Source organism: Streptomyces sp. NPDC001137 (assembly GCF_040298885.1).
Classification (GTDB): Bacteria; Actinomycetota; Actinomycetes; order Streptomycetales; family Streptomycetaceae; genus Streptomyces.
Window position 1 is genome coordinate 121,460 of the sequence record NZ_JBEPBA010000021.1, and the last position, 25,946, is coordinate 147,405.

The 25,946-nt window shown below is 71.4% G+C and carries 30 protein-coding genes; 17 read left to right on the forward strand and 13 right to left on the reverse strand.

The genetic code is table 11. The features are described from left to right. Positions 1–3: 3 nt before the first annotated feature. Complete coding sequence (locus ABT254_RS33545) at positions 4–1,095, reverse strand: enolase C-terminal domain-like protein (RefSeq protein ID WP_351478521.1); 1,092 nt, start codon at positions 1,093–1,095, stop codon at positions 4–6. A 10-nt stretch (positions 1,096–1,105) separates the two neighbouring features. Further along, the gene (locus ABT254_RS33550) at positions 1,106–2,065 is read right to left on the reverse strand and encodes an LLM class F420-dependent oxidoreductase (RefSeq protein ID WP_351478523.1); all 960 of its coding nucleotides are present in this window, start codon (positions 2,063–2,065) and stop codon (positions 1,106–1,108) included. A 149-nt stretch (positions 2,066–2,214) separates the two neighbouring features. On the opposite strand from ABT254_RS33550, the gene ABT254_RS33555 reads away from it, so the two are divergent. The 13 genes from ABT254_RS33555 to ABT254_RS33615 are packed head-to-tail and all read left to right on the forward strand — an operon-like array spanning position 2,215 to position 11,912. Then, positions 2,215–3,819, forward strand: coding sequence for an NAD(P)/FAD-dependent oxidoreductase (locus ABT254_RS33555; RefSeq protein ID WP_351478526.1), 1,605 nt, complete (start codon positions 2,215–2,217; stop codon positions 3,817–3,819). Further along, complete coding sequence (locus tag ABT254_RS33560) at positions 3,816–5,672, forward strand: transketolase (protein WP_351478529.1); 1,857 nt, start codon at positions 3,816–3,818, stop codon at positions 5,670–5,672. Before ABT254_RS33555 ends, ABT254_RS33560 begins: the two co-directional genes overlap by 4 nt. Then, on the forward strand, positions 5,669–6,607 hold the full coding sequence (gene ligD, locus ABT254_RS33565; protein WP_351478532.1) for a non-homologous end-joining DNA ligase: 939 nt from the start codon (positions 5,669–5,671) through the stop codon (positions 6,605–6,607). The genes ABT254_RS33560 and ligD overlap by 4 nt, the downstream gene beginning before the upstream one ends. Positions 6,608–6,652: 45 nt before the next feature. Further along, positions 6,653–6,997, forward strand: coding sequence for a gas vesicle protein GvpO (locus ABT254_RS33570; RefSeq protein WP_351478534.1), 345 nt, complete (start codon positions 6,653–6,655; stop codon positions 6,995–6,997). 43 nt (positions 6,998–7,040) lie between these two features. Next, the gene (locus ABT254_RS33575) at positions 7,041–7,472 is read left to right on the forward strand and encodes a gas vesicle structural protein GvpA (protein ID WP_351478537.1); all 432 of its coding nucleotides are present in this window, start codon (positions 7,041–7,043) and stop codon (positions 7,470–7,472) included. After that, positions 7,469–8,239, forward strand: coding sequence for a GvpL/GvpF family gas vesicle protein (locus ABT254_RS33580; protein ID WP_351478540.1), 771 nt, complete (start codon positions 7,469–7,471; stop codon positions 8,237–8,239). The genes ABT254_RS33575 and ABT254_RS33580 overlap by 4 nt, the downstream gene beginning before the upstream one ends. 4 nt (positions 8,240–8,243) lie before the next feature. After that, positions 8,244–8,507, forward strand: a complete 264-nt coding sequence (locus ABT254_RS33585; protein ID WP_351478542.1) for a gas vesicle protein GvpG — start codon at positions 8,244–8,246, stop codon at positions 8,505–8,507. After that, positions 8,504–9,241, forward strand: a complete 738-nt coding sequence (locus ABT254_RS33590; protein WP_351478545.1) for a DNA primase — start codon at positions 8,504–8,506, stop codon at positions 9,239–9,241. Before ABT254_RS33585 ends, ABT254_RS33590 begins: the two co-directional genes overlap by 4 nt. Further along, complete coding sequence (locus tag ABT254_RS33595; RefSeq protein WP_351478548.1) at positions 9,238–10,335, forward strand: SRPBCC family protein; 1,098 nt, start codon at positions 9,238–9,240, stop codon at positions 10,333–10,335. The genes ABT254_RS33590 and ABT254_RS33595 overlap by 4 nt, the downstream gene beginning before the upstream one ends. After that, positions 10,332–10,682, forward strand: coding sequence for a gas vesicle protein (locus ABT254_RS33600; protein WP_351478551.1), 351 nt, complete (start codon positions 10,332–10,334; stop codon positions 10,680–10,682). The genes ABT254_RS33595 and ABT254_RS33600 overlap by 4 nt, the downstream gene beginning before the upstream one ends. Next, the gene (locus ABT254_RS33605) at positions 10,679–11,446 is read left to right on the forward strand and encodes a GvpL/GvpF family gas vesicle protein (RefSeq protein WP_351478554.1); all 768 of its coding nucleotides are present in this window, start codon (positions 10,679–10,681) and stop codon (positions 11,444–11,446) included. The genes ABT254_RS33600 and ABT254_RS33605 overlap by 4 nt, the downstream gene beginning before the upstream one ends. Further along, positions 11,443–11,631, forward strand: coding sequence for a gas vesicle protein (locus tag ABT254_RS33610; protein ID WP_030936857.1), 189 nt, complete (start codon positions 11,443–11,445; stop codon positions 11,629–11,631). Before ABT254_RS33605 ends, ABT254_RS33610 begins: the two co-directional genes overlap by 4 nt. After that, a complete protein-coding gene (locus ABT254_RS33615; protein WP_351478557.1) occupies positions 11,628–11,912 on the forward strand; it encodes a gas vesicle protein K in 285 nt (94 codons plus the stop codon). The genes ABT254_RS33610 and ABT254_RS33615 overlap by 4 nt, the downstream gene beginning before the upstream one ends. Here the strand turns inward: ABT254_RS33615 and ABT254_RS33620 are convergent, their stop codons facing one another. From ABT254_RS33620 to ABT254_RS33630, 3 genes are all read right to left on the reverse strand, one after another. Beyond that, positions 11,913–12,083, reverse strand: a complete 171-nt coding sequence (locus tag ABT254_RS33620; RefSeq protein ID WP_232651292.1) for a hydrophobic protein — start codon at positions 12,081–12,083, stop codon at positions 11,913–11,915. A 41-nt stretch (positions 12,084–12,124) separates the two neighbouring features. Beyond that, the gene (locus tag ABT254_RS33625) at positions 12,125–12,946 is read right to left on the reverse strand and encodes a class I SAM-dependent methyltransferase (protein ID WP_351478561.1); all 822 of its coding nucleotides are present in this window, start codon (positions 12,944–12,946) and stop codon (positions 12,125–12,127) included. Between the two features lie 99 nt (positions 12,947–13,045). Continuing rightward, positions 13,046–14,539, reverse strand: coding sequence for a bifunctional phosphatase PAP2/diacylglycerol kinase family protein (locus ABT254_RS33630; protein ID WP_351478564.1), 1,494 nt, complete (start codon positions 14,537–14,539; stop codon positions 13,046–13,048). Positions 14,540–14,609: 70 nt separating this feature from the next. Here ABT254_RS33630 and ABT254_RS33635 point away from each other — a divergent pair, with 70 nt between their 5' ends. Together ABT254_RS33635 and ABT254_RS33640 are read left to right on the forward strand one after the other, a co-directional pair. After that, positions 14,610–15,275: a histidine phosphatase family protein gene (locus ABT254_RS33635; protein ID WP_351478567.1), complete on the forward strand. Its 666-nt coding sequence runs from the start codon at positions 14,610–14,612 to the stop codon at positions 15,273–15,275. A gap of 42 nt (positions 15,276–15,317) precedes the next feature. Continuing rightward, positions 15,318–16,937: an ABC-F family ATP-binding cassette domain-containing protein gene (locus ABT254_RS33640; protein WP_351478570.1), complete on the forward strand. Its 1,620-nt coding sequence runs from the start codon at positions 15,318–15,320 to the stop codon at positions 16,935–16,937. Positions 16,938–17,028: 91 nt separating this feature from the next. On the opposite strand, the gene ABT254_RS33645 is transcribed toward ABT254_RS33640, so the two are convergent. Continuing rightward, positions 17,029–18,144, reverse strand: coding sequence for a baeRF2 domain-containing protein (locus ABT254_RS33645; RefSeq protein WP_351478573.1), 1,116 nt, complete (start codon positions 18,142–18,144; stop codon positions 17,029–17,031). Positions 18,145–18,201: 57 nt separating this feature from the next. Here ABT254_RS33645 and ABT254_RS33650 point away from each other — a divergent pair, with 57 nt between their 5' ends. After that, positions 18,202–18,474, forward strand: coding sequence for a DUF6158 family protein (locus ABT254_RS33650; RefSeq protein ID WP_115910185.1), 273 nt, complete (start codon positions 18,202–18,204; stop codon positions 18,472–18,474). Positions 18,475–18,488: 14 nt separating this feature from the next. Here ABT254_RS33650 and ABT254_RS33655 read toward each other — a convergent pair whose 3' ends face one another. The 5 genes from ABT254_RS33655 to ABT254_RS33675 form a co-directional block, all read right to left on the reverse strand. Beyond that, positions 18,489–20,591 (reverse strand): catalase, encoded by a 2,103-nt coding sequence (locus tag ABT254_RS33655; protein WP_351478576.1) that lies wholly within the window; start codon positions 20,589–20,591, stop codon positions 18,489–18,491. After that, positions 20,591–21,133, reverse strand: a complete 543-nt coding sequence (locus ABT254_RS33660) for a type 1 glutamine amidotransferase domain-containing protein (protein ID WP_351478579.1) — start codon at positions 21,131–21,133, stop codon at positions 20,591–20,593. The genes ABT254_RS33655 and ABT254_RS33660 overlap by 1 nt, the downstream gene beginning before the upstream one ends. Before the next feature lie 6 nt (positions 21,134–21,139). Continuing rightward, a complete protein-coding gene (locus ABT254_RS33665) occupies positions 21,140–21,832 on the reverse strand; it encodes a diguanylate cyclase (RefSeq protein WP_351478581.1) in 693 nt (230 codons plus the stop codon). Next, entirely contained in the window at positions 21,829–22,269 is a 441-nt protein-coding gene (locus tag ABT254_RS33670) for a CBS domain-containing protein (protein WP_351478584.1), read from the reverse strand. Before ABT254_RS33670 ends, ABT254_RS33665 begins: the two co-directional genes overlap by 4 nt. A gap of 137 nt (positions 22,270–22,406) precedes the next feature. Further along, a complete protein-coding gene (locus ABT254_RS33675) occupies positions 22,407–22,799 on the reverse strand; it encodes a DUF2795 domain-containing protein (protein ID WP_351478587.1) in 393 nt (130 codons plus the stop codon). A gap of 127 nt (positions 22,800–22,926) precedes the next feature. On the opposite strand from ABT254_RS33675, the gene ABT254_RS33680 reads away from it, so the two are divergent. After that, entirely contained in the window at positions 22,927–23,187 is a 261-nt protein-coding gene (locus tag ABT254_RS33680; RefSeq protein ID WP_351478590.1) for a hypothetical protein, read from the forward strand. A gap of 3 nt (positions 23,188–23,190) precedes the next feature. On the opposite strand, the gene ABT254_RS33685 is transcribed toward ABT254_RS33680, so the two are convergent. Both ABT254_RS33685 and ABT254_RS33690 read right to left on the reverse strand, forming a co-directional pair. Next, positions 23,191–24,069: an LLM class flavin-dependent oxidoreductase gene (locus ABT254_RS33685; RefSeq protein WP_351478593.1), complete on the reverse strand. Its 879-nt coding sequence runs from the start codon at positions 24,067–24,069 to the stop codon at positions 23,191–23,193. A gap of 66 nt (positions 24,070–24,135) precedes the next feature. After that, complete coding sequence (locus ABT254_RS33690) at positions 24,136–25,929, reverse strand: thiamine pyrophosphate-requiring protein (protein WP_351478596.1); 1,794 nt, start codon at positions 25,927–25,929, stop codon at positions 24,136–24,138. Between the last annotated feature and the right edge of the window lie 17 nt (positions 25,930–25,946).

Sequence of the window (25,946 nt, forward strand, 5' to 3'; positions counted from 1 at the left end):
ACATCAGCCGACCCGGTACTCCTCGACGTCGTCGCTCCGCAGGGTCAGCCCGTGGCCCGGACCGGCCGTCGGGCGCACCGTGCCCCCCATCGGATCCAGCGCCCCGTCGAAGAACATGTGCTCGATGCGTACATGGTCGTGGAACCACTCCATGTGGCGCAGATTGGGGAGCGAGGCGGCCGCCGCGGCGTGGGCGTGCGGGGCGCAGTGGGTGGACACCTCCAGACCGTGCGCCTGGGCGAGCGCGGCGGCGCGCAGGAACTCCGTGATGCCGCCGCAGCGCGTCGCGTCGATCTGGAGGCAGTCGACCGAGCCCGCCGCGATCATGCGGGCGAAGTAGGGCAGGTCGTAGCCGTACTCGCCGGCCGTCACATCGCACACCAGGGCGTCACGGACCAGGCGCAGACCCGTCAGGTCGTCCGAGGAGACCGGTTCCTCGAACCAGCCCACGCCGTGCTCGGCCAGGGCGCGGCCGACGCGGACCGCCTGTTTGCGGGTGTAGCCGCCATTCGCGTCCACGTACAACTCGGCCTCGGGACCGATCACTTGGCGTGCCGCGCGGACACGGGCCAGGTCCCGGGGGACCGCCCGGCCCCAGCTCTCCCCGATCTTTATCTTCACGCGCGGAATGTGCTGCCCGTGCACCCAGCCGTTGAGCTGCGCGGCCAGATGCGTGTCGTGGTACGTCGTGAAGCCGCCACTGCCGTAGACGGGGACCCGCTCGCGGCACACGCCGAGCAGCCGGGCCAGCGGGAGTTCGAGGAGGCGGGCCTTGAGGTCCCACAGGGCGATGTCCACCGCGGAGATCGCGCCCGCGGCGACCCCGGGGCGGCCCGCGTTGCGGACCGAGCGGCACATCGCGTCGTGCACGGAGGGGATGTCGAGGGCTGAGCGGCCCTCGACCAGCGGGGCGAGCTGGTCGCGCACGAAGTCGCCGACCGCCGGCGGGCCGTAGGTCCAACCCGTGCCGGTCTCGTCGCCGGTCGTCACCTCGGCGATCACCATCGTCGTGGACTCCCAGGCCAGCGTGCCGTCGGCCTCGGGGGCGTCGGTCGGCACGGTGTAGACGGAGACGACGGGGCGGTGGAGTTTCATCGCGGTTCCCTCAGGACTGCTGCAACTGCGGCAGCACCTTCGTACGGTAGAAGTCGAAGAACCCGCGCTGGTCGGGGCCGATCTGGTTGACGTAGACCCGGTCGAAGCCGGCGTCGGCGAAGGCCTGCAGGGCCGAGAGGTGTTCGTCGACGTCGTCACCGCACACCGCCTTCTCGCGCACCATCTCCTCGGTGACCAGCGGCGCCAGCTGCTCGAAATGGCTCGGCGAGGGCAGGATCTGGCCCATCTCGCCCGGCAGGAACTGGTTGAACCACCGCTGGTGCACCGTGCGTACGGCCTCCTCGCGGTCGGTGCCGTAGCAGAGCTTGGTGCCGCCGATCACCGGCTTCCCGCCGCCACCGCCCTTGCGGAACTGCTCGACCATCGAGGCGTCCGGCATCATCGTGATGTAGCCGTCGCCGACCCGTCCCGCGAGCTGTGTCGCCGCCGGGCCGAAGCCGGAGATGTCGATCGGGACGGGCTCGTCGGGGACCGTGTAGAGGCGGGCGTTCTCCACCGTGTAGTGGGTGCCGTGGTGGCTGACCTCCTCGCCGGTGAACAGGCGGCGCATGATCTGGATCGCCTCCTCCAGCATCTCCATGCGGACGCTCGCGGGCGGCCAGACGTGCCCGAGGATGTGCTCGTTGAGGGCCTCACCGGTGCCCACCCCGAGCCGGAAGCGGCCGTTCAGCATCACTGCCGAGGTCGCCGCCGCCTGGGCGACCACCGCCGGATGGATACGCACGGTGGGGCAGGTGACCGCCGTCTCGACCGGCAGCGACACCGCCTCCGAGAGCGCGCCGATCACCGACCAGACGAACGGGCTCTGCCCCTGCGCGTCGTTCCACGGGTGGTAGTGGTCCGAGATCCACAGGGACCGGAATCCGGCCTGCTCCGCCATCCTCGCCTGTTCGACGAGTTCCGCGGGACCGAACTCCTCGCAGGAGAGGAAGTAGCCGTACTCGGGCATGGGGGACACCTCCGGGAGGCACTGGGCGTGGGGACCGGCCCGCTCCGGGTACCCGGCGCCCGCGCCGGAAACCGGCGGACGTTTGGGGGCCTTGACCAGGGGGACGCGGAAGGCTCCGCACGACGTACGCGACAGCGCCGGAGGCGAACGTGAGTCGACCCCGCATCGTGATCGTCGGTGCCGGATTCGCCGGGTACCGGACGGCCCATGTCCTGTCCCGGCTGATGCGGCACAAGGCCGACGTCACCCTGCTGAATCCGACCGACTACTTCCTGTACCTGCCCCTGCTGCCCCAGGTCGCCGCCGGGATCCTGGAACCCCGCCGGGTGTCCGTGTCCCTGTCCGGAACCCTGCCGCACGTCCGGCTGGTGCTCGGCGAGGCCGACTCCGTCGACCTCGACGGGCGTCGCGTGCACTACACCGACCCCGAGGGCGGGGGCGGCACGCTGGAGTACGACCGGCTGGTGCTCGCCGTCGGCAGCGTCAACAAGCTGCTGCCGATCCCGGGCGTGGCCGAGTACGCGCACGGCTTCCGGGGGCTGCCCGAGGCGCTGTACCTGCGCGATCACGTCACCCGGCAGGTGGAACTCGCCGCCGCCGCGGACGACCCGAAGAGCTGCGCCGCCCGGTGCACCTTCGTGGTGGTCGGCGCCGGATACACCGGGACCGAGGTCGCCGCCCACGGGCAGATGTACACCGAGGCGCAGGTCCGCAAGCACCCGCTCCGGCAGGGGATACGCCCTCGCTGGATGCTGCTCGACGTCGCGCCGCGTGTCCTGCCCGAGATGGACGAACGGCTCTCGCGGACCGCCGACCGGGTACTGCGGCAGCGAGGGGTCGACGTCCGCATGGGGACCTCCGTGAAGGAGGCCACGCCGGGCGGGGTCCTGCTGACCGACGGCGAGTTCGTCGACACCCGCACGCTCGTGTGGTGCGTCGGCGTACGGCCCGATCCGCTCGTCGAGTCCACCGGGCAGCCGCTGGAACGCGGCCGGCTCCTCGTCGACCCGCATCTCCAAGTGCCGGGCCGGCCCGAGGTGTTCGCGTGCGGCGACGCCGCCGCGGTGCCGGACCTCAACAACCCGGGGTCGTACACGCCGATGACCGCGCAGCACGCCTGGCGGCACGGCAAGGTCGCGGCACAGAACGTCGCCGCGTCGCTCGGCGTCGGTGAACGGCACGCCTACCGCCACCGCGACCTGGGCTTCGTCGTCGACCTGGGCGGTACGAAGGCCGCCGCCAACCCGCTGGGCATCCACCTGCCCGGCCCGCTGGCGGGCGCCGTCACCCGCGGCTACCACCTCGCCGCGATGCCCGGCAACCGCGTCCGCGTGGCCGCGGACTGGCTGCTGGACTCCGTACTGCCCCGTCAGGCAGTCCAGTTGGGACTCGTCCGCTCCTGGTCGGTCCCCCTGGAGACGTCCTCACCGGAACTGGCCCGCGTACCGGGCCGCCCGGAACCCCGGGAACCGGCCTCGACCACCTCGGGCCCGGGCGCGGCCACAGAGGCCGACACGACCAGTCAGAGCGCGCCACCCGCGGAGCAGACCACCGAGCCCGCCAAGAACCAGCCGGGCGGCGAGCCCGCCAAGAACCAACCCGGTCGCGAGCCCGCCAAGAATCAGCCGGGCGGTGAGCCCGCCAAGGGGCAGGTGGGCTCCGAGTCGGCTGGGGAGCAGGCCGGTGGGGGATCGGCCGAAGCTCCTGGTCCTGTGAAGCGACGTAGCGACGCCCCCGCGGAAGGAGACTCATGAAAACCGACGAACTCGTCGAACTCGCCCAGCAGTTGCGGGTGGACAGTGTCCGTGCAGCCGACGCCGCGGGGTCCGGGCACCCGACGTCCTCGATGTCCGCCGCGGAACTGATGGCCGTACTGTTCGCGCACCACTTCCGCTACGACTTCGACCGGCCCGCCCACCCCGGAAACGACCGGTTCGTGCTCTCCAAGGGGCACGCCTCGCCCCTCCTCTACGCCGTCTACAAGGCCGCCGGCGCCATCGAGGACGGCGAGCTGCTCACCTTCCGCAAGCTGGGCAGCCGCCTCGAGGGGCATCCGACGCCGCGCAGGCTGCCGTGGGTCGAGACGGCCACCGGGTCGCTCGGCCAGGGTCTGCCCGTCGGCGTCGGCATCGCACTGGCCGGCAAGCGGCTGGACCGGGGCGGGTACCGGGTGTGGGTGCTGTGCGGGGACAGTGAGCTGGCCGAGGGGTCGATCTGGGAGGCCGCCGAGCAAGCGGCGTACGAGCATCTGGACAACCTCACCGCGATCGTCGACGTGAACCGGCTGGGACAGCGGGGCCCGACCCGGCACGGGCACAACCTCGACGCCTACGCCCGCCGCTTCCAGGCGTTCGGCTGGCACACCATCGAGGTGGACGGGCACGACGTCGATGCCGTCGACCGCGCGTACGGCGAGGCGCTCTCGACCACCGGGCAGCCGACCGTGATCCTCGCCCGCACCCTCAAGGGCAAGGGCGTCAGCGCCGCCCAGGACCGCGAGGGACTGCACGGCAAGCCCCTCAAGGACGCCGACGAGGCGATCGCCGAACTCGGTGGCCTCCGCGACCTGAGGGTGCACGTCCACGAGCCGACCGCCACCCGCATGCTGCACGCCGTGCGTGCCGGGCACCTCGAGCTGCCCCGCTGGGAGAAGGGGAACCCCGAGGAGGGGGTCGCCACCCGCGACGCCTACGGGCAGGCGCTCACCGCCCTCGGCACCGGGCGCAGCGACATCGTGGCCCTCGACGGCGAGGTCGGCGACTCCACCCGGACCGAGCTCTTCGCCAAGGAACACCCCGACCGGTACTTCGAGTGCTACATCGCCGAACAGCAGATGGTCGCCGCGGCGGTGGGCCTCGCGTCCCGCGGCTGGGTGCCGTACGCCGGCACCTTCGCGGCCTTCCTGACCCGCGCCTACGACTTCATCCGCATGGCGTCCGTCAGCGGCGCCGGCATCAACCTCGTCGGTTCGCACGCCGGCGTCGCCATCGGCCAGGACGGCCCGTCCCAGATGGGTCTGGAGGACCTGGCGATGATGCGGGCGGTGCACGGATCGACCGTGCTGTACCCGTGCGACGCCAACCAGACCGCACAGCTCGTCGCCGCGATGGCGGGCTGCGAGGGCATCCGCTACCTGCGCACCTCGCGCGGGGCGAGCCAGGTGATCTACGGCCCCGACGAGGAGTTCCCCATCGGCGGCAGCAAGGTGCTGCGCTCCTCCCCGCACGACCGGCTGACCCTCGTCGCGGCCGGCGTGACCGTGGCCGAGGCGCTGGCCGCCGCCGACGCGCTGGACCGGGACGGCATCCAGGCCCGCGTCATCGACCTCTACTCGGTCAAGCCCGTCGACCGGCGCACGCTGCGCCGCGCCGCCGAGGACACCGGCTGCCTGGTCACCGTCGAGGACCACCACGAGGAGGGCGGCCTCGGCGACGCCGTCCTGGACGCGTTCCTCGACGGGCGGCCGGTACCGCGCCTGGTGCGTCTGGCCGTCCGCGCGATGCCGGGCTCGGCTGCCCCGGACCAGCAGCTGCACGCCGCGGGCATCGATGCCGAGTCGATCACGGCGGCCGCGAAACTGCTGGTGGAGGAGGCGGTCGTGCGGTGAGCGACGACGTACGCACCGTGCGCGCCGGGCGGCGCTCGGTGCGGGTCCACCGGGCCGACAAGGTGCTGTTCCCCGGCGACCGCGACGGTGACGGCCGTGTGAAGGAGTACACGAAGGGCGATCTCGTCGACTACTACCGCGCCGCCGCCCCGCTCATGCTGCCCCATCTGCGCGGCCGCCCCCTGATGCTGGAACGGCATCCGGACGGCCTGGACGGCCCGCGCTTCATGCAGAAGAACACCCCCGAGAACTACCCGGAGTGGATCAGCCGCGTCGAGGTGCCCAAGGAGGGCGGCACCGTCTGCCACACCGTGTGCGACGACTCCGCCACCCTCCTCTACCTCGCCGACCAGGCCAGCCTCACCCTGCACCGCTGGCTGTCCCGGGTCGGCAGGCTCGACCGCCCCGACCGGATGGTCTTCGACCTGGATCCGGCCGGTGACGACTTCGCGGCGGTGCGCGAGGCGGCCGTGCTGCTCGGGGAACTCCTCGACGAGCTCGAGCTCCCCTCGGGACTGATGACCACCGGCTCGCGCGGACTGCACGTGGTCGTTCCGCTGAACGGCCGGCACGACTTCGACGAGGTCCGCGGGTTCGCCCGCGACGTCGCCGACACCCTCGCGGCCGCCCACCCCGACCGGCTCACCACCGCCGCACGCAAGAAGGAGCGCGGCGACCGCCTCTACCTCGACGTGGGCCGCAACGCCTATGCGCAGACCGCGGTCGCCCCCCTCACCGTCCGTGCCCGCCCCGGCGCCCCCGTGGCCACCCCCATCACCTGGGAGCAGCTGGACGACCCGGACCTGAGCGCCCCCCGCTGGACCATCGCCGACGCCGTCGAGCAGGCCCGCACCGATCCCTGGGCCGGGATCATGAGCCGTGGCCGCGCCCTGGGACCGGCGCGGCGCAGGCTCGACGCGTTGCGTGAATCCTGAAGGTTTGGCCAGCGCCAATGCGGCCACCCGGTCGCAGAGGTGGCCATGGCTGACACAAAAGACACCAGAGATTCGCAGAGTCCACGAAACAGCGACAAAGAGAGTACGGCGGACAAGCGGCCGAACCCCATGGAGGTGCTGCGCGAGGCGCGCACGCAGCTCGCGGAGCTGACCGGCATGTCTGCCGAGACCGTCTCGTCCTTCGAGCAGACGGAGGACGGCTGGTCCCTGGAGGTCGAGGTCCTGGAGCTGGCCCGCGTGCCGGACACGATGAGCCTGATGGCGAGCTATCAGGTCGATCTGGACCCCGAGGGACAACTGACCGGCTACCGACGCGTCCGCCGTTACGAACGCGGACGGGCCGACGCACACAGGTCCGGCGGCCGCTAGGCCGCCTTCCCGGAACTCAACCAGACAAGGAGGCGCGGTCGGCATGACCGTTGTCCCGGCACAGCAGAGCGGCGGAGGCGGCTCCAGTGGCCTTTATGACGTTCTGGAGCTCGTCCTCGACAGGGGTCTCGTGATCGACGCGTTCGTGCGGGTCTCCCTGGTCGGCATCGAGATCCTCAAGATCGACGTACGTGTCGTCGTGGCCAGCGTCGACACCTATCTGCGCTTCGCCGAGGCGTGCAACCGCCTCGACCTAGAGGCAGGACCGCGCAAGGACCCCGGTCTGCCCGACCTCGTCGGCGAGATCACCGAGTCCGGCGCGCGCGGCAAGTCCAAGGGCGCACTCTCCGGAGCGGCGGAGACCATCTCCGACGCCTTCCAGCAGGCACGTGGTGAGGGCCGCGAGCGGGAGTCCGAGTCCCGGCCGCGCGCCCGCAAGGCCACGTCCTCGCGCAGGAAGGAGGAGCAGGAGTGAGCACGTACGTCTACGGCATCACCGCGAGTTCGCATCCCGCACTCCCCGAGGACCTGACCGGTGTCGGCGACCCGCCCCGGCCGGTGCGCGTCCTCCAGGAGGGCGATCTGGCGGCCGTGGTGAGTGACGCCCCCGAGGGGCTGCGACCCAAGCGCAAGGACCTGCTCGCCCACCAGAGCGTGCTCGCCGAGGCGGGCGCGGGCGGCCCGGTGCTGCCCATGCGGTTCGGCAGCGTGGCCCCCGACGACGACACGGTCACCGGCGTCCTCGCCGAACGCGCCGACCACTACAAGGAGCGGCTGCGCGCCCTGGAGGGCAAGGTCGAGTACAACATCAAGGCCACCCACCAGGAAGAGGCCGTCCTGCACCGCGTGATGTCCGAGAACGCGGAGATCCGCGCCATGACCGAGGCCAACCGGAAGGCGGGCGGCGGCAGCTACGAAGAGCGGCTGCGGCTCGGCGAGATGGTCGTGGCCGCCGTCAAGGCCCGGGAGGCCGAGGACGCGGCCGAGCTGCAGAGCGCCCTGGAACCGGCCGCCGCCGCGGTGAGCGACGGCCCGGAATCCACGGGGTGGCTGCTCAACGTCTCCTTCCTCGTGGAGCGCGAGTCCGCCGAGTCGTTCCTGGCCGAGGTGGAGCAGCTCCGCAAGAGCCATCCGCACATCGAGCTGCGCGTCAACGGCCCGCTGCCGCCGTACAGCTTCGTCGAGCCCGGTCCCGCGGAGCACGCGGGCAGCTCCACCGGCCCGGGCAGCGCTCAGGAGTGACGCCGTGGGACTGATCAAGGAGCTTGTCCTGTTGCCCTTCGCGCCGGTACGCGGCAGTGCGTGGGTGATCGGACAGGTGCTGAACGAGGCGGAACGGATCTACTACGACCCCGCCACCGTCCGGGCGGAACTCGCCCGGCTGGAGGAGCGATTGGAGGCGGGCGAGATCGACGAGGAGGAGTTCGACCGACAGGAGGACGAGCTTCTGGACCGGCTGGACATCGGTCTGCGCGGTGGCGCGGCCACGGGCAATGGGACGGCACGATGAACCGAGTGGGACTCGGCCTCGCGGTAGGGGCCGGATACGTCCTCGGACGTACGAAGAAGATGAAACTGGCGTTCGCCGTCGGCAGCCTGGTGGCCGGCAAACGGATGCATCTGAGCCCGCGGGCGCTCGCGGACCTGGTGTCCCAGCAGCTGCAGAACAATCCGCAGTTCAAGGAGATAGGGGACCAGCTGCGCGAGGACCTGCGCGGCGTCGGCAAGGCGGCCTCGGGGGCGATGGTGGAGCGGCAGATCGACGCCCTCGCCGACCGCCTCCACGGACGTACCGCCGAGGTCCGCGACCAGCTCTCGGGCGTGTCGGGGCGGGCGAAGGGTCTCCTCGAGGACGAGGAAGAGGACGAAGCTCAGGAAGAGGACGAGAACGAGGAGTCGGGAGAGGCCGAGGGGGAGGACTCGCGGGACGAGTACGAGGACGAGGAGCCGGCCGGCGAGACCGAGGACGAGGAGCCGGAGGGCAAGGAGGAGCCTTCGGACGACGAGGCCGAGGGCGGTCCGGTGCGGAAGTCCGCCAAGAAGGCCGCGAAGAAGGCCCCGGCCAAGAAGACGGCCGCGAAGAGGGCTCCGGCGAAGAAGGCGCCGGCCAAGAAGGCCGCGTCGAAGCAGACGACGGCGAAGAAGTCCGCCGCGAAGAGGACGGCCGCCCGCAAGACGGCCTCCGCCAGGAGCGGGTCCGGTGACACCCGGGCCCGCCGGTCGAAGGGAGGCGGTGAGCGATGACCGAGACACTGGGCTCCGCGACCTCCGCAGCGCGCGGTGCAAAAGGGGCGACCGGCCCCCTGACCGACGTGGCCCACAGCGAGGCCGCCGACCGGCTCAAGGCCGAACTGCAGGAGTACCTGGCCGCACAGGCCACCCGGCTGCTGACCGGCGTCGGCCGCAAACTCGGCGAGACCACCGTCAAGCTGAACGACATCGCCGAGGGGAACAGCCCCGGCTTCGCCAAGCTGGCGCTCGACGGCGGTCGCAAGCTGGCCGAGGGCAAGGGGCCCCTGCGTGCCGCGCTGGAGACCGGCGCCGGCCGGGCCAAGGACAACGTGGTCGAGGCCTTCAAGAACCTCGGCGGCGGCAAGGGGAAGCGCAAGCGCGGGGCCGGCAACAAGCCGACGGTGATCATCGAGTCCGTGGACGTGGGCGTGGACCGGCGCACGGCCTACGACCAGTGGACCCAGTACCAGGACTTCAGCACCTTCGCCAAGGGCGTCAAGAGCGCGAACCGCGCCGACGACACCCAGTCCGACTGGCAGCTGAAGATCTTCTGGTCCAACCGCAGCTGGAAGGCGAAGACCACCGAGCAGGTGCCCGACGAGAAGATCTCCTGGAGTTCGGAGGGCGCCAAGGGCACCACCAGGGGCGTCGTCTCCTTCCACCGGATCGACGACAACCTCACCCGCGTCCTGCTGGTGATCGAGTACTACCCCAAGGGCCTTTTCGAGAAGACCGGCAACATCTGGCGGGCACAGGGCCGCCGGGCCCGGCTCGACCTCAAGAACTTCGTCCGGTTCATCACCCTCAAGGGCGAGGCCGAGGACGGCTGGCGCGGCGAGATCAGCGACGGCGAGGTCGTCCGCAGCCACGAGGACGCCGTCGCCGAGGAGGAGAAGGGCGCCGAGGAGGAGAACGGCGAGTACGAGGAGGACGAAGAACCCCGAGGGGAGGAAGAGGAGTTCGACGAGGAGGAAGAGGAAGAGGGAGAAGAAGAGCCCGAGGACGAGTACGAAGGTGAGCCCGAGGACGAGTACGAAGGCGAGGACGAGTACGAGGACGAGCAGGAACCCGAATACGAGCCGGCCCAGGGTGGGAGCCGTCGATGACCATGGCCGGCCGGATGCCCGAGCCCTACGGATCCAGCGGCGGCGCGAACCTCGCCGACATCCTCGAGCGCGTGCTCGACAAGGGCATCGTGATAGCCGGTGACATCCGGATCAACCTGCTCGACATCGAACTCCTCACCATCAAACTCCGCCTGATCGTGGCCTCGGTGGACAAGGCGAAGGAGATGGGCATCGACTGGTGGGAGGACGACCCCGCGTTGTCCTCCGGTGCCCGCCGCAAGGAACTCGCGCGGGAGAACGCCGAGTTGCGCGAGCGACTCGCCCAACTGGAGAACGGCCGGCTCGAAGAGGGCCGTGCAGTGCGCGAGGCGAAGGAGGCCCCATGACCGGACTGCGCTACGTCTACGCCGTCTGCCGTCCCTTCAGCGCCCCGTTGCAGTCCCAGCTGAAAGGCGTGGCGGGTGACCCGCCCAGAGTGCTCACCCACCACGGCCTGATCGCCGTGGTCAGTCATGTGCCGGAGCGGGACTTCGCGGAGGAGCCGCTCCACAGGCATCTGGAGGACCTGGACTGGCTGACGGAGACGGCGCGGGCCCACCAGAGCGTGATCGACGCGCTCACCGTCGTCACCACCCCGCTGCCGCTGCGGCTCGGGACCGTCTTCCGGGACGACAGCGGTGTCCGCGTGATGATCGAGGCACGCGAGGACGACTTCCGGCGCACCCTCGACCGGCTGGAGGGGCGGGTGGAATGGGGCGTCAAGGTGTACGCCGAACCCCCGCCGGAGGATTCCGGCGCACCCGAGCAGAAGGCGGTCTCGGGCCGGGACTATCTGCGCCGGCGGCGCATGAGCGTCCGTGCGAGCGAGGACATGTGGAAGCAGACGGAGGAGTTCGCCGAGCACCTGCACGCGGCGCTTTCCGCGTACGCCGATGACTCCCGATTGCATGCTCCGCAGAACCCTGCTCTTTCCGGAGCCTCCGGCCGGAATGTTCTCAACGCGGCCTATCTGGTGTCCCGCCGTGATTCCGAGGAATTCGTGGAGCTGGTGGACCGGAGCAAGGACGAAACAAAGCTGAGCGGTCCGGCTATACGAGTCGAACTCACCGGCCCGTGGGCCGCCTATTCCTTTGCGGGGGAAGAGTCGTGACGGTTGTCGAACGTCGTGAGATCGCCCTGGTCGACCTGCTGGACCGGCTGCTCGCCGGCGGGGTCGTCATCACGGGGGACATCACCCTGCGCATCGCGGACGTCGACCTGGTGCGCATCGACCTGAACGCGCTGATCAGCTCGGTCAACGAGCAGGTTCCATCACCTTGGGGGGAGCTCACATGACCCGCAACCGCAACCGTCTGGACCTGGAGCCCGACACCGTCGAGCGCGACCTCGTCAAGCTGGTGCTGACCGTGGTCGAGCTGCTGCGCCAGCTCATGGAGCGCCAGGCGCTGCGCCGCTTCGACACGGGAGACCTCAGCGAGGAGCAGGAGGAGCGGATCGGGCTCACGCTCATGCTGCTCGACGACCGCATGACCGAGCTGCGTGAGCGCTACGGACTGCGGCCCGAGGACCTGAATCTGGACCTCGGGCCGCTCGGGCCGTTGCTTCCCAGGAACTGACTACCAGCGGTACCAGCGACCCCTGCCCCCGGCCGCTGTTGTGCCGCGCACCAGGAATCCCAGCAGCCACAGCACGATAACCGCCAGAGCAACCCACCACAGTATCTTCAGTGCGAATCCCGCGCCGAAAAGAATCAGCGCGAGAAGCAGTACGAGCAGAACAGCAACCATAATTCGACCTCCTGTTTTCCGGGTATCCCGGAAAAGGAGATTCAGGCGCCTTTTCGGCACAGAATCTCTCCGTGCAGCACACTGAACCAGCCGTCCTCCTGCGTGCCCCACTCCCGCCAGGCCTCCGAGACGGCCCGCAGCTGCTCGGTGGTGGCGTGCCCGCCCTCGGTGGCCCGCTCGGCGTAGGCCGAGGCGAGGGTCCGGTCCGCCCACAATCCGCTCCACCAGGCCCGCTCCTGCCGTGTGGAGAAGGTCCACGTGCCGGCGGTGGCGGTGACGTCGGTCAGGCCCGCCCGCAGCGCCCAGGACTTCAGCCGCCGCCCGGCGTCCGGCTCGCCGCCGTTGGCGCGGGCCACCCGCCGGTACAGGTCCAGCCAGTCGTCCATCCCCGAGGACGCGGGATACCAGGTCATGGCCGCGTAGTCCGAGTCGCGGACGGCGATGAACCCGCCCGGTTTGGTCACCCGCACCATCTCGCGCAGCGCCTGCACCGGGTCGCCGACATGTTGCAGCACCTGGTGCGCGTGGACCACGCAGAACGTGTCGTCGGGGTAGTCCAGGGCGTGCACGTCCGCGACCGCGAAGCCGACGTTCGTGAGGCCCCGTTCGGCGGCCGTGGCCCGGGCCTGGTCCAGGATCCCCGGCGCATGGTCGACGCCGGTGACGTGTCCGTCGGGGACCAGCGCCGCCAGGTCGGCGGTGATGGTCCCCGGGCCGCAGCCGATGTCCAGGATCTTCATGTGGGGCTTCAGCGAACCGAGCAGATAGGCCGCGGAGTTGGCGGCGGTCCGCCAGGTGTGGGAGCGCAGCACCGACTCGTGGTGCCCGTGCGTGTAGACGGCGGTCTCCTGCGGCTTCGACATGGCGGAACTCCCCTGTTCGACGGCTTGTCGGTACGGATCACCGTACGCCCGCATGTCGAATGATGAGACCCGCGTTTTGGAATGTGGACTGATGGAGTGTCAGTCGCCGGTGAGGGGGCGGTACACCGTGAGCGCCTCGGGGAGCTTCTCCAGCGTCACCTCACCCTCCGCCTCGGTGACCTCGCCGTCGTGGGCGAGGAGCGTGCCGGGGGCGACGCCCTCCAGGTGCAGTCGGCCCACCTGGACCGCCGCGTGGACGGGGGAGCGGGTCAGCGGACCCGCCAGGGCGGCCGCGAGCAGCCGCAGCGCGGGACGGCGGCCACCGTGCACCGCCCGTACGTCGAGCTGCCCGTCCGCGAGGTCGAGCCGGCGGCCGGGCGCCAGCCCCATCCGGTGGTAGGTGCCGTTGCCGACGAACAGCAGCCACAGCGGGCGCACCTGGCCCCCGAACTCGGCCTCCAGCGGATGCCGGCCCGTGCGCAGGACGCGCAGGGCCGCGAGCACGCCGGCGGGCCAGCCGCCGATCCGGCCCGACCAGCGGTCCCGCACCCGCACCAGCTCCGGGTAGACCCCCAGGCTGCAGGTGTTGAGGAAGACGCCCTGCTGGGTGCCGCAGACGAACCGGCCGACGTCCACGCGCACCGCCTCGCCCTGCTGGACGGCCCGGCTCAGATCGCGGACGTCCTCGACCCCCAGGTCGTAGGCGAAGTGGTTCAGGGTGCCGCCGGGCAGCACCGCGAGCGGCAGCCCGTGGCGCAGGGCGACCTCGGCGGCCGTGTTGACCGTGCCGTCGCCGCCGCACACGCCGAGCACCCGGGCGCGGGTCGCGGCCTTCTCCAACTCGGCCCGAAGATCGCCCGGTTGGCACTCGACGACCTCGGCGGCCGGCAGGCTGTCCCGCAGGGCGCGCACCCGGTCCGCGGTGCCCGAGCCGTTGTTGGCCACCACCACCAGGCCCTCGCCGTCCGGCAGCGCCGGGACCTCGGCGCGGGGCCGGGCCGGCGGGACGAGCTGGGCGCGGGTCGGCACCAGGCCCCGTACGGCGAAGGCGGCGCCCACGCCCAGGACCGCTCCCGCGAGCACGTCGCTCGGGAAGTGCACCCCGGTGTAGACCCGGGAGAGCGCCACGGACCAGGCGACCGGGGCCACCGCCGCACCCCAGGCCGGCGACTCCAGTGCGACGCCGGTCGCGAAGGCGGCCGCCGACGCGGAGTGCCCGGACGGGAACGAGGTCGTGATCGGCTGGCGCTTGAGCTGCCGCACCAGCGGCACCGGGTCCAGGACCGGCCGGGGGCGGCGCACCGAGCGCTTGCCGAGTGTGTTGATGGTCAGGGAGGCCAGGCTGAGCGAGGCGAGACCGCGCGCGGCGGCCCGGCGGGCCCGCGGGGTACGGCTCGCCGCCATGGCGGCGGCGGCCGCGAACCACAGCACACCGTGGTTCGCGCTCCGGCTCAGCCGGGGCAGCACGCGCTCGGCGGCCGGCCAGTTCCGCTCGGCCGCGAACTCGAAGAGACGGCAGTCGAGGGCGAGCAGCCGGCTGCGCAGCGGGTGCGGGCCGGGCTTCGGGACGGTGAGGTCGACGTCGGGACTCATGGAGTGCCGGGTACCCTGAAGTGCCCGTTCTTTGTCCTGCGGGCGCTGATCGACACCCGGAGGGCCCTGTATGCGTCTGCTCCTCATACGCCACGGTCAGACCCCCTCGAACGTCGATTTCCTGCTCGACACCGCCGTCCCGGGTCCCGGGCTGACCGCGCTCGGCGAGCAGCAGGCCGCCGCCCTCCCCGAGGCGCTCGCCGACGAGGACATCGAGGCCCTGTACGCCTCCACGCTGGTGCGTACGCAGCTCACCGCCGCTCCGCTGGCCGCCGCCCGCGGCCTCGACGTCCTGGTGAGGGACGGCATCCGCGAGCTCACCGCAGGCGACCTGGAGATGCTGCCCGGCGACACCGAGCAGGGCGCGCTCTACATGAAGACGGTGTTCGCCTGGGCGGCCGGCGACACCGAGCTGCGGATGCCGGGCGGCGAGAGCGGCGCCGAGGCGCTCGCCCGCTACGACGCCGTCGTCGCCGAGGCCGCACGCAGCGGCGCCGCGACGGTCGCCATGGTCAGCCACGGCGCGGCGATCCGCATGTGGACCGCGGCCCGCGCCGACAACGTCGACGTCCCCTTCGCCGCCGCCCGCCCCCTCGACAACACCGGCGTGGTGGTCCTGGAGGGCTCACCGGCCGACGGCTGGAAGGCGCTGTCGTGGGCGGGCGCCGTGGTGGCCCCGGCGGGCCGGGGCGGGCCTGCGGGCCGCCCCCTCGACGAGACCGCACAGACCGTTTAAGCGTTTGCCCGACCCCCGGCAGGGCCCGCAGAATGCCTCCTCATGGGACATCTGGAAGCAGCGCACCTCGAGTACTACCTCCCCGACGGGAGGGCGCTGCTCGGCGATGTGTCCTTCCGGGTGGGCGAAGGGGCCGTCGTCGCCCTCGTCGGACCGAACGGCGCCGGCAAGACGACCCTGCTGCGGCTGATCTCCGGCGAGCTGAAACCGCACGGCGGCACCGTCACCGTCAGCGGCGGCCTCGGGGTGATGCGGCAGTTCGTGGGATCCGTACGGGACGAGACGACCGTACGGGACCTGCTCGTGTCCGTGGCGCCGCCGCGCATCCGCGAGGCCGCGCAGGCCGTCGACAAGGCCGAGCACGCCATCATGACCGTCGACGACGAGGCGGCCCAGCTGCAGTACGCGCAGGCCCTCGCCGACTGGGCCGAGGCGCGCGGCTACGAGGCGGAGACGCTGTGGGACATGTGCACCACGGCCGCGCTCGGGGTGCCGTACGAGAAGGCGCAGTTCCGGCAGGTGCGCACGCTGTCCGGCGGTGAGCAGAAGCGGCTCGTCCTGGAGGCGCTGCTGCGCGGCACGGACGAGGTGCTGCTGCTCGACGAGCCCGACAACTACCTCGACGTGCCCGGCAAGCGCTGGCTGGAGGAGCGGCTGAAGGAGACCCGCAAGACGGTCCTCTTCGTCTCCCACGACCGCGAGCTCCTCGCCCGCGCCGCGGAGAAGATCGTGTCGGTGGAGCCCTCGCCCGCGGGCGCCGACGCCTGGGTGCACGGCGGCGGCTTCGCCACCTACCACGACGCCCGGCGTGAACGCTTCGCCCGCTTCGAGGAGCTGCGCCGCCGCTGGGACGAGAAGCACGCCCAGCTGAAGAAGCTGGTGCTGAACCTCCGTCAGGCGGCCTCCATCAGCCATGAGTTGTCGTCCCGCTACCAGGCCGCGCAGACCCGCCTGCGCAAGTTCGAGGAGGCGGGTCCGCCCCCGGAGCCGCCGCGTGAGCAGGACATCACGATGCGCCTCAAGGGCGGCCGTACCGGGGTAAGGGCCGTCACCTGCAAGGGACTTGAGCTGACCGGCCTGATGAAGCCCTTCGATCTGGAGGTCTTCTACGGCGAGCGGGTCGCCGTCCTCGGCTCCAACGGCTCCGGAAAGTCGCACTTCCTGCGGCTGCTGGCCGGCGACGAGGTGGCGCACACGGGGGAGTGGAAGCTGGGGGCGCGGGTCGTGCCCGGGCACTTCGCCCAGACGCACGCCCATCCCGAGCTCCAGGGCCGCAAGCTGCTGGACATCCTGTGGCAGGAACACTCCCAGGACCGGGGCGCGGCGATGTCACGCCTGCGGCGCTACGAGCTGACGGCCCAGGCCGAGCAGACGTTCGAACGCCTGTCCGGGGGACAGCAGGCCCGGTTCCAGATCCTGCTGCTCGAGCTGGAGGGGGTCACGGCTCTGCTGCTGGACGAGCCGACCGACAACCTCGACCTGGAGTCCGCCGAGGCGCTCCAGGAGGGGCTGGAGGCCTTCGACGGCACGGTGCTTTCGGTCACGCACGACCGCTGGTTCGCCCGGTCCTTCGACCGGTATCTGGTGTTCGGCAGCGACGGGCGTGTGCGGGAGACCGCTGAGCCTGTGTGGGACGAGCGGCGAGTGGAGCGGGTTCGGTAGGCATCAACCAGCCCGTCCGGCATGTGAGGACGAGGCCCGTTCAGGGCCGAACGGGGGTCTGGGGGCGGAAGCCCCCAGACGCGCGGTGAACTCACGTCCAGCGCAACAGGGCACCCAAGCCGCCCGCCGGGATCTGGCCCCCCGTCGCCTCCGCCGCCGGGGCCACCGACAGGGCCGGGGCGCCCGTCGTCACCGCCGAGCGGATCAGGGCGTCGTCCGCGCGGGCCGGCCAGGAGTGCTGTTCGCCGAGGATCTTCAGGTCCGTGCGGCGGACCGCCAGCTGGTCGGGGTCCTCACCGATCCACACCTCGCGGTGCGCGTCGGGGCCGTCGGGACGGATCAGCAGCTCCTCGATGCGGTGCTCGCGGGCGGCCTCGACCAGCGCGGGCACGCCCTCCACGGCACCGGAGCGCCCCTCGGGGCCCGGTTCGCGGGCCGCCAGGAACCGTTCCAGCTCCCGTTCGGCCCGCTGCCGTACGTGCTCCGTGCGGGCCTGCTCGACATCCTCGTCGAGCAGCCTGCTGCCGGCGCCGTGCGGGGCCTCCACGACCATGTCCTGCAGCCGCCGGGGCAGCCGGTCGTGCACCGCCCGCTTCTCCCGCTCCTCACCCACGAGAACCAGCAGGTCGGCGCGGGTCTCCTCCTGACAGACGACGAGTGCGTCGGCGATCTCGGCCGCGTTGTGCTCCCAGGTGTTCTCCACCTTCAGCTGGAAGTGCCGCACCGACCAGTCACCCGTGCTCGTACGGTGCACCGGCCACTGCCGCCCGCTGACCGTGCCGGCCTCCTGCTCGCCCAGCGAGGTGCGCAGCTCGAAGTCCGCGCCCTTGCGGTCGATGTACGCCACCACGCAGGCCGGGTCCTCACCGGCCAGCTCCAGCAGGGGAGCGGCGTGCGGCAGCGGCGCCCAGTGCGCGCTGTCCCGCTGCGGGGGCCGGGCCAGCGGCGGGTCCAGCACCACCTCGCCGGCGCGGGCGAACAGGGCTCGCCCGTTCGGCTCGGAGGAGTGCTGCAGCTCGTCGAGTGCCTCCTGGACGGCCTGGCACGTCGCCTGGTCCGCCCCCTGCCGATCAAGGTCGCGGGCCAGTGCCACGGCCGTCAGATGGCGTTCGTGGGGCGTGTCCTCCGTATGCCGGGAAGTGTCGACGTACACGGAGGCCCAGGGGCCCGGATGTTCGTAGAGTGGATGCAGGAAAGCGAGATCCATGGTTCCCTCCCGGATGCCGCTTGGGACTGGTGTTCACCGGGCGGGTACCCGGACCGCATGGACGAACACGACGAGCGGGGTGCCACCATGACCGGAGTCGACCCCAGCCGGCTGGACGACCAGCAGCTCATGAAGGAGCTGGAGACGATCCACCGCACGCGCCACGACACGCTGCTGTACGGCTCGACGGACGCGCTGCGGGCCCACAACGATCGCATGGCCCAGCTGGAGGGCGAGTACCTGCGCCGCAACCCGCGGCGCATGGTGGCCGCGGGCCGCACCCGTGAAGGCGCACGGGACCGCCGGTGCGGGGAGTCGGCGACTCCCTGAATCACGGCGCCTCCTCAGTGGCGTACCGGTGGCCGGTCCCAATGCCGGTGCGCCGCTGTCGCGTCGACGAACGCCTGTACGAACTCGGTGGCCGGTGTGCCCGGTGACGTGTCCGTCACCACGCCCCGGTCGGACACCGTGCGCCGGTCCCCGGTGGACAGCCGCAGGCCCTCGGGTTCCAGGGCGGACAGCACGCCCACGCCGGAGCCGAGTGCGCCCACGGGCTTGCCGTGCCGATAGGCGTCCCGCACGAAGCGCAGCGTGTCCGGGTCCTTCGCCGCCGCCGCGCCGTCCTGCCCGCCGGGCAGCAGCACCGCGTCGTACAGCACGGAGGCGACGGTCGGCAGCGCACGGTCGACCGCGTACGACTCGCCGTCGGCGCCCCTGACCGTGCCGTCCGTCGGCGCCAGCGCCTCGACGATCGCACCCTCGGCGGCCAGCGCCTCCCGTACGGAGGTGACCTGCTCGGCGTCCACGCCGTCGGTGACGAGGACCGCGATCTGCCGGGTGCGGATCGAGCCGTCGCCGCGCAGCGACTCGAGGCTGAGCGCGGGCGAGGCGAGTTTGTGCGTCCCCGGTTCGGCGCCGTCCGGCTCCGGCACCCCGATGCCGCGCGCCACCTCGCGCGCCAACCCGCCGTCCACCTTGGCCAGTTCCTCGACGGTCCGGGCGCGGACGGTCATCGCACCGACCTTGCCGAGTTCGAACCGGAAGGCCGCCACGATGTGCTGCTTCTCCCAGTCCGTCATGCTGTGGAAGAACATCGCGGGCTGGCTGTAGTGGTCCTTGAAGCTCTCGCTGCGCTTTCGGATCTTGGCGCCGTCGACACGTTCCGCGTAGTGCGTGTAGGCGTTCGCGTCTACCCCGGCGTGGGCGGGGCAGCCGCCGCCGAGGGAGTTCGGGAAGTAGTTCGTGCCCCGGTGGATCGCGCCCTGGTGGTAGCCGTCGCGCTGGTTGGTGCGCACGGGTGCCACCGGACGGTTGACCGGGATCTGCGCGAAGTTGGGGCCGCCCAGGCGGATCAACTGCGTGTCCAGGTAGGAGAAGTTGCGGGCCTGCAGCAGCGGGTCGTTGGTGAAGTCGATGCCGGGGACCACGTTGCCGGTGTGGAAGGCGACCTGCTCGGTCTCCGCGAAGAAGTTCTCCGGGTTGCGGTTGAGGACCATCCGGCCGATCGGCCGGACCGGCACCTGCTCCTCCGGGATGAGCTTCGTGGCGTCCAGCAGATCGAAGTCGAAGGCGAACTCGTCCTCCTCCGGCACGAGTTGGACGCCGAGCTCCCACTCCGGGTACTCGCCCGCCTCGATCGCGTCCCACAGGTCGCGCCGGTTGAAGTCGGGGTCGCGGCCCTGGCACTCCTGCGCCTCGTCCCACACCAGCGAGTGCACGCCCAGCTTCGGCTTCCAGTGGAACTTCACGAACGTGCCGCGCCCCTCGGCGTTCACGAACCGGAAGGTGTGCACGCCGAAGCCCTGCATCATGCGGTAGCTGCGCGGGATCGCCCGGTCCGACATCAGCCACATGATCGCGTGCAGCGTCTCGGGCTGGAGCGACACGAAGTCCCAGAGCGTGTCGTGCGCGGAGGCGCCCGTCGGGATGTCGTTGTGCGGCTCCGGCTTCACCGCGTGCACGAAGTCGGGGAACTTGATGCCGTCCTGGATGAAGAAGACCGGGAAGTTGTTCCCGACCAGGTCGTAGTTCCCCTCCGACGTGTAGAACTTGGTCGCGAAGCCGCGCACGTCCCGCACGGTGTCCGCCGAGCCGCGCGGCCCCTGCACGGTCGAGAACCGCACGAAGACCGGTGTCTGCACCGAGGGGTCCTGCAGAAAGGCCGCGCGGGTGAACTCCGCGCAGGACTCGTACGGTTCGAAGTAGCCGTACGCGCCCGCCCCCCGCGCGTGCACCACCCGCTCGGGGATGCGTTCGTGGTCGAAGTGGGTCAGCTTCTCCCGGAAGTGGAAGTCCTCCATCAGCGTCGGACCGCGCTCGCCGACGGCCAGCGAGTCGTCGGTGTGGTCGACCTCGACGCCCTGGTCGGTGGTGAGCGGCCCGCCCGCCGGATCGTCGGCGTGGAAGGAGGCGCGCTGCTGCTGCTTCCGGTCGGCGGGGGAGCCCATCAGCCGGCCCCCTCGGCGAACACATGCAGGAAGGCCTCGCAGAACGCCTTCAGGTCGTCCGGCTTGCGGCTGGTGACCAGCTTGCCGGCGCCGTTGTCGTCGATCTTCACCTGTTCGTCGACCCAGGTGCCGCCGGCGTTGCGGATGTCCGTCTTCAGGCTCGGCCAGGAGGTCAGCTCACGGCCCCGTACGACGTCCGCCTCGACCAGTGTCCACGGGGCGTGGCAGATCGCGGCGACGGGCCGGCCCTGGTCGAAGAAGTCCCGTACGAACGCGACGGCCTTCTCGTCCATGCGCAGGAAGTCGGGGTTGGCCACGCCGCCCGGCAGGACCAGGGCGCCGAAGGACGCGGCCGAGGTCTCGCCCACCACCTCGTCCACGGGGAAGGTGTCCGCCTTGTCGAGGTGGTCGAAGGCCTGGATACGCCCCGGTTCGGTCGACACCAGCACGGGTTCGTGGCCGGCGTCCTTCGCCGCCTGCCACGGATCGGTCAGCTCGATCTGCTCGACACCCTCGGGTGCGGTCAGGAATGCGATACGCATGATGGTTCAACGTCCTTTCGTGGCACGCCAGTCGGCCAGGTCGGTCGTGACGCGCTTCTTGTTGCGGCGGCCCGCGCGCACACAGCGCACGAGCTCCTCGCCGTACGGCAGCACCACACAGGTGCCGATCGCGGCCGCGATGCCCGCGAGATAGCCGCGGGACAGCGGGCGGCGGCGCGGCACCAGACGCCAGGCGTCCGTGCGGCCACTGCCTCCCCCACTCTCGGCTTCGCTCGAGCGGGGGGACCCCCATCGCAGCAGTGCCTTGACCTGGTCGGCATGCAGACACATCAGCGCGGACAGCGCGCCGTACGGCAGCGACTCCAGGAAACTGTGGATGTGCTGCTCCAGCGGGGTGACCTCACGGTCGCTCTTCACCGCCGTACGCACGTCCCACAGCGCGGTCGCCTCATGCACCGCCGCGCCGGCCAACTGCACCGTCAGGAGCAGCGGGTTGACCTCGTAGCGCAGGGTCAGCGCGATGGGGATGCCGACCTCCGCCATCATCAGCGAGTGGATCAACGACTCCTTGGTGCCCGCCGTGTCCTCGATGCGGCTGCGCCGGTGCATCACCCAGTCGGCGAGACCCGGCACGAACCAGCCGGGCAGCAGCCCGTACAGCAGATAGCGGGTGGTCACATCACCGACGTCGACGGTGACTCCGGTGGCGCTGATCTCGGCGGCCTGGTCCCGGCTCATATGCTGCCCCGGCCGTCCGGCACGGCAAGGCTGATCTCGGCCAGTGCCGAGTCCGGGTCCTGCACCGTGGCCAGATCGCCGAGGCTGACCATCCCGACCGGCAGCCCGTCCTCCACGACCGGCAGCCGGCGGACGGCGTGCGCGCGCATGAGCGCCACGGCGGCCGAGACGGGATCGTCCGGGCCGACCAGCACCGGATCGGGGGTGCACACGGACTGGGCGCTCACCGTCAGCGGATCGACGCCGTCCGCCACCGCCCGCACCGTGATGTCACGGTCCGTGAGGACCCCCACCACCTGCTGCCCGTCGGCCACCAGCACATCTCCGATGCCCTGCGACCGCATCAACTGCGCCGCCTCGACGAGTGACGCGTCCGGGCGGACGGCGACCACGCCCGGTGTCATGACCTCCCTGACGAAATCCGCGCTCGCTGCCATCACTGTGGGTCCTTCTCCGTTCCCGGCCGGTGGCCGTCGTCGGGGTGACGCCGCCCGCAGTACCCCCGGGCCCGGGGCCTATGCGCCGCGGCGGACCCTCGTACTCCGGCGACCGCAGGATCCGGCCGCGTGCGGGCCTACGTCCTTCGCTCCCGGCCGGTCCCGGAGAGTGCCTCCGCCAGCTCCTGGACGGTGCTGTAGCGCGCCGTGCGGGGCAGCCGCTCCACGGGCTCGATCAGCGCGTCGGGCGCGTACGCCCGGCGCAGTGCGTGGACGAGCTCGCGGGGGCCCGCGGGGAACACGTGGCGGTTCAGGTGCCGGGCCAGTTCCGTGCGGACCGCGGCCAGGGACGCGCGGGAGCGTCCCGGTGCGATCGGACCGCCCGCGACCTCCGGGTCGTCGTCGGCGGTGGGTTCCGGGTCGTGCCATTCCTCGGTCCGCGTGGGGTGTCCGGACCGGAGCAGACCTTGTAGTTCGTGCTTCATCTCTTCGTCGCGGTGGACGCTCAGCCGGTCACTGCCTCGCTGCATGACTCCCTCCAGATCCTCAGGGTGGGCTCCGCGTACCCGAAGACCGGAGGCCGACACAGGGTTTGCGGCCCGAAAGACGGGAACCCGACATCCGCCCTCCACGCACATCCTCGGGGAGGAATCGGCCATGGCACTGCTCGCCGTGATCATCCCGCTTCTCATGCTCGGCATGGTGCTTGCACTCGGCCGTTACGAGGAGTTCCTGCTGCCCGTGAAGAAGGCCGACCCGAGCGATGACGCCCCGGCCGGCCCCCTCGGCGCGACCGTGCCACTCCCGGTCCTGCGGATCCCGCGAGGCCCGGGCCAAGTGGTTGCTTCAGGAACGGGTGCGATCAGGACCGCGCGCCGCAGGCACCGCCGCCGTTCTTCCCCGCACTCTCCTCGCTGACCTTCAGTCCCGCCGCCCGGCCGCCTTCAGCAGGGCCTCCAACTGCCGTAGCGGCTCCGCGCCGGCGATCCGCAGCACGACCGTGTCCGCGCCGGCCGCCGCGAGCTCGCCGATGCGTTCGGCAGCCGCCGAGGCGGGTCCCGCGACGGTGAACACCTCGTCCCGCGGGCGGCCGAGCCAGGCGGCGTGCCCCTCGATGTGCGGCCGCAGGGCGCGGGCCACCTCGTCGGGGTCGTCACCGACGGAGGCGAAGGCGAGGACCGTCAGAGTGTGGCCGGGCGCGGCGCCGCCCTTGGCGGTCAGCGCACGGGCGTTCTCCAGGTCGCCGGGCCCGTGCCCCTCGGTGATCACGGTGCCGTCCGCGACCCGGCCGGACAGTGCGAGCGAACGGGGGCGTACGACCCCGGCGACCACCGGCGGCACCTCGGCGGGCGGATGCACCAACTCGACGCCCTCCAGGCGCACTTCACGTCCAGCCAGCTCCACCCGCTGCCCGCGCAGCAGGGCGCGCACCGAGGTGACCGTCTCCTCCAGCAGAGCGAGCGGCGAGCGCGGCGCGACGCCCACCTGGACCATCCACTCCCGCACCCCGTGCCCGATGCCGGCCACCAGCCGCCCAGGGAACACCCGTGCCAGCGTGGCCAGTTCCATCGCCAGCAGCGCCGGGCTGCGCAGCGGGGCGGGCGCGATGCCGAGGCCCACCCGGATGCGTTCCGTCGCTCCCAGGGCGACCGCCGCCGCCGAGACTCCGCCGTTCCACCCGAGGTCCTCGACCACCCACAGGTCGTCCACCCCGAGAGCCTCGGCCCGCCGCGCGAACCCGGGCAGCTCTTCCGGGGCCCAGTCGCGGTCGTACATCACACCGATCCGTACGTTCGTCATGCCCGGAACCTATGTGCCGGTGAGATGACGATCAACGGGGTGTTCGTCGGGGGAGTCCAACCGGGGCTACTGCTTCTCCCGCCCCGGCAGGAACTCCTGCACCTTCGCCTTCAGCCCCTGCTTGATCATGGAGCCGCGGTCCGCGTCGCCCTTGAGGATCGAGGCGGCCGTCGCCTCCATCTGCTCCCAGGTGGCGTGCGGCGGGATCGGCGGGACCGCCGGGTCGGTCAGGAACTCGATCACCGCCGGGCCGTCCGCCTCCAGACCGGCCCGCCAGCCCGCCTCGACGTCCTCCGGCTTCTCCACCCGGATGCCGGTCAGGCCGAGCGAACGGGCGAACGCGGCGTACTGCACGTCCGGGATCTCCTGCGAGGGCAGGAAGGAGGGAGCGCCCTCCATGGCCCGCATCTCCCAGGTCACCTGGTTGAGGTCGTGGTTGTTGAACACGGCGACGACCAGCCGCGGGTCCTCCCACAGATCGCGGTACTTGGCCGCCGTGATCAGCTCGGCCATGCCGTTCATCTGCATCGCACCGTCCCCGACGAGCGCGATCGCGGGCCGGTCCGGGTGCGCGAACTTCGCGCCGATCGCGTACGGCACCCCGCAGCCCATCGTCGCGAGCGTCCCGGACAGCGAGGAGCGCATGCCCGGCTTCGTCGTCAGGTGCCGTGCGTACCAGTTGGCCGCCGAGCCCGAGTCGGAACTGACGATCGCGTCGGCCGGCAGCAGCGGGTCCAGCACATGGGCGACGTACTCCGGGTTGATCGGGTCGGCCGACAGCTCCGCCCGCCGCCCCATCACCTCGCGCCAGCGCGTCACGTTCGCGCACACCTGGTCGTACCACTCCCGGCCGCGGTCCTCACTCAGCAGCGGGATCAGCGCCTGCAGGGTGGCCTTCGCGTCGCCGACGAGATTCACCTCGTACGGATAGCGCATGCCGACTATGTGCGGATCGATGTCGATCTGCACGCCGCGCGCCTTGCCGAACTCCGGCATGAACTGCGTGTACGGGAACGAGGAACCGATGGTCAGCAGGGTGTCGCAGTCCCGCATCAGCTCGTACGACGGCCGGGTGCCCAGCAGGCCGATCGAGCCGGTGACGTAGGGGAGTTCGTCGCTGAGGACGTCCTTGCCGAGCAGTGCCTTCGCCACGCCGGCCTTCAGCAGTCCGGCGATCCGCTCGACCTCGGCGCGTGCCCCGGCCGCGCCCTGGCCGACCAGGATCGCCACCTTGTCACCGGAGTTGAGGATCTCGGCCGCCTGCTGGATCGACTCCTCGGACGGAACCGACGTCCACGAGCTGCGGCCCAGGCTGGAGGGCACCATCTTGAACTCGTGCGTGGGCGCGGAGTAGTCCAGCTCCTGGACGTCCCCGGGGATGATGATCGCCGTGGGGGCGCGGCGCGCGTACGCGGTGCGGATCGCGCGGTCGATGACGTTCGGGAGCTGCTCGGGGACCGTCACCGTCTCCACGAAGTCCGAGGCGACGTCCTTGAACAGGGTGTGCAGGTCGACCTCCTGCTGGTACGAGCCGCCCATCGCCGTGCGGTGCGTCTGACCCACGATCGCCAGCACCGGCACATGGTCCAGTTTGGCGTCGTAGAGGCCGTTGAGCAGGTGGATCGCGCCGGGCCCCGAGGTCGCCGCGCACACGCCGAGACGACCGCTGAACTTGGCGTAGCCGACCGCCTCGAACGCGGACATCTCCTCGTGCCGGGACTGCACGAAACGAGGCTTGTTCTCGGCCCGCCCCCAGGCTGCCAGCAGACCGTTGATGCCGTCGCCGGGGTAGCCGAAGACATGGTCCACGCCCCACTCGCGCAGTCGTTGCAGTACGTGGTCGGAGACCTTGGTGCTCATATGTGGACCTCCCGGGC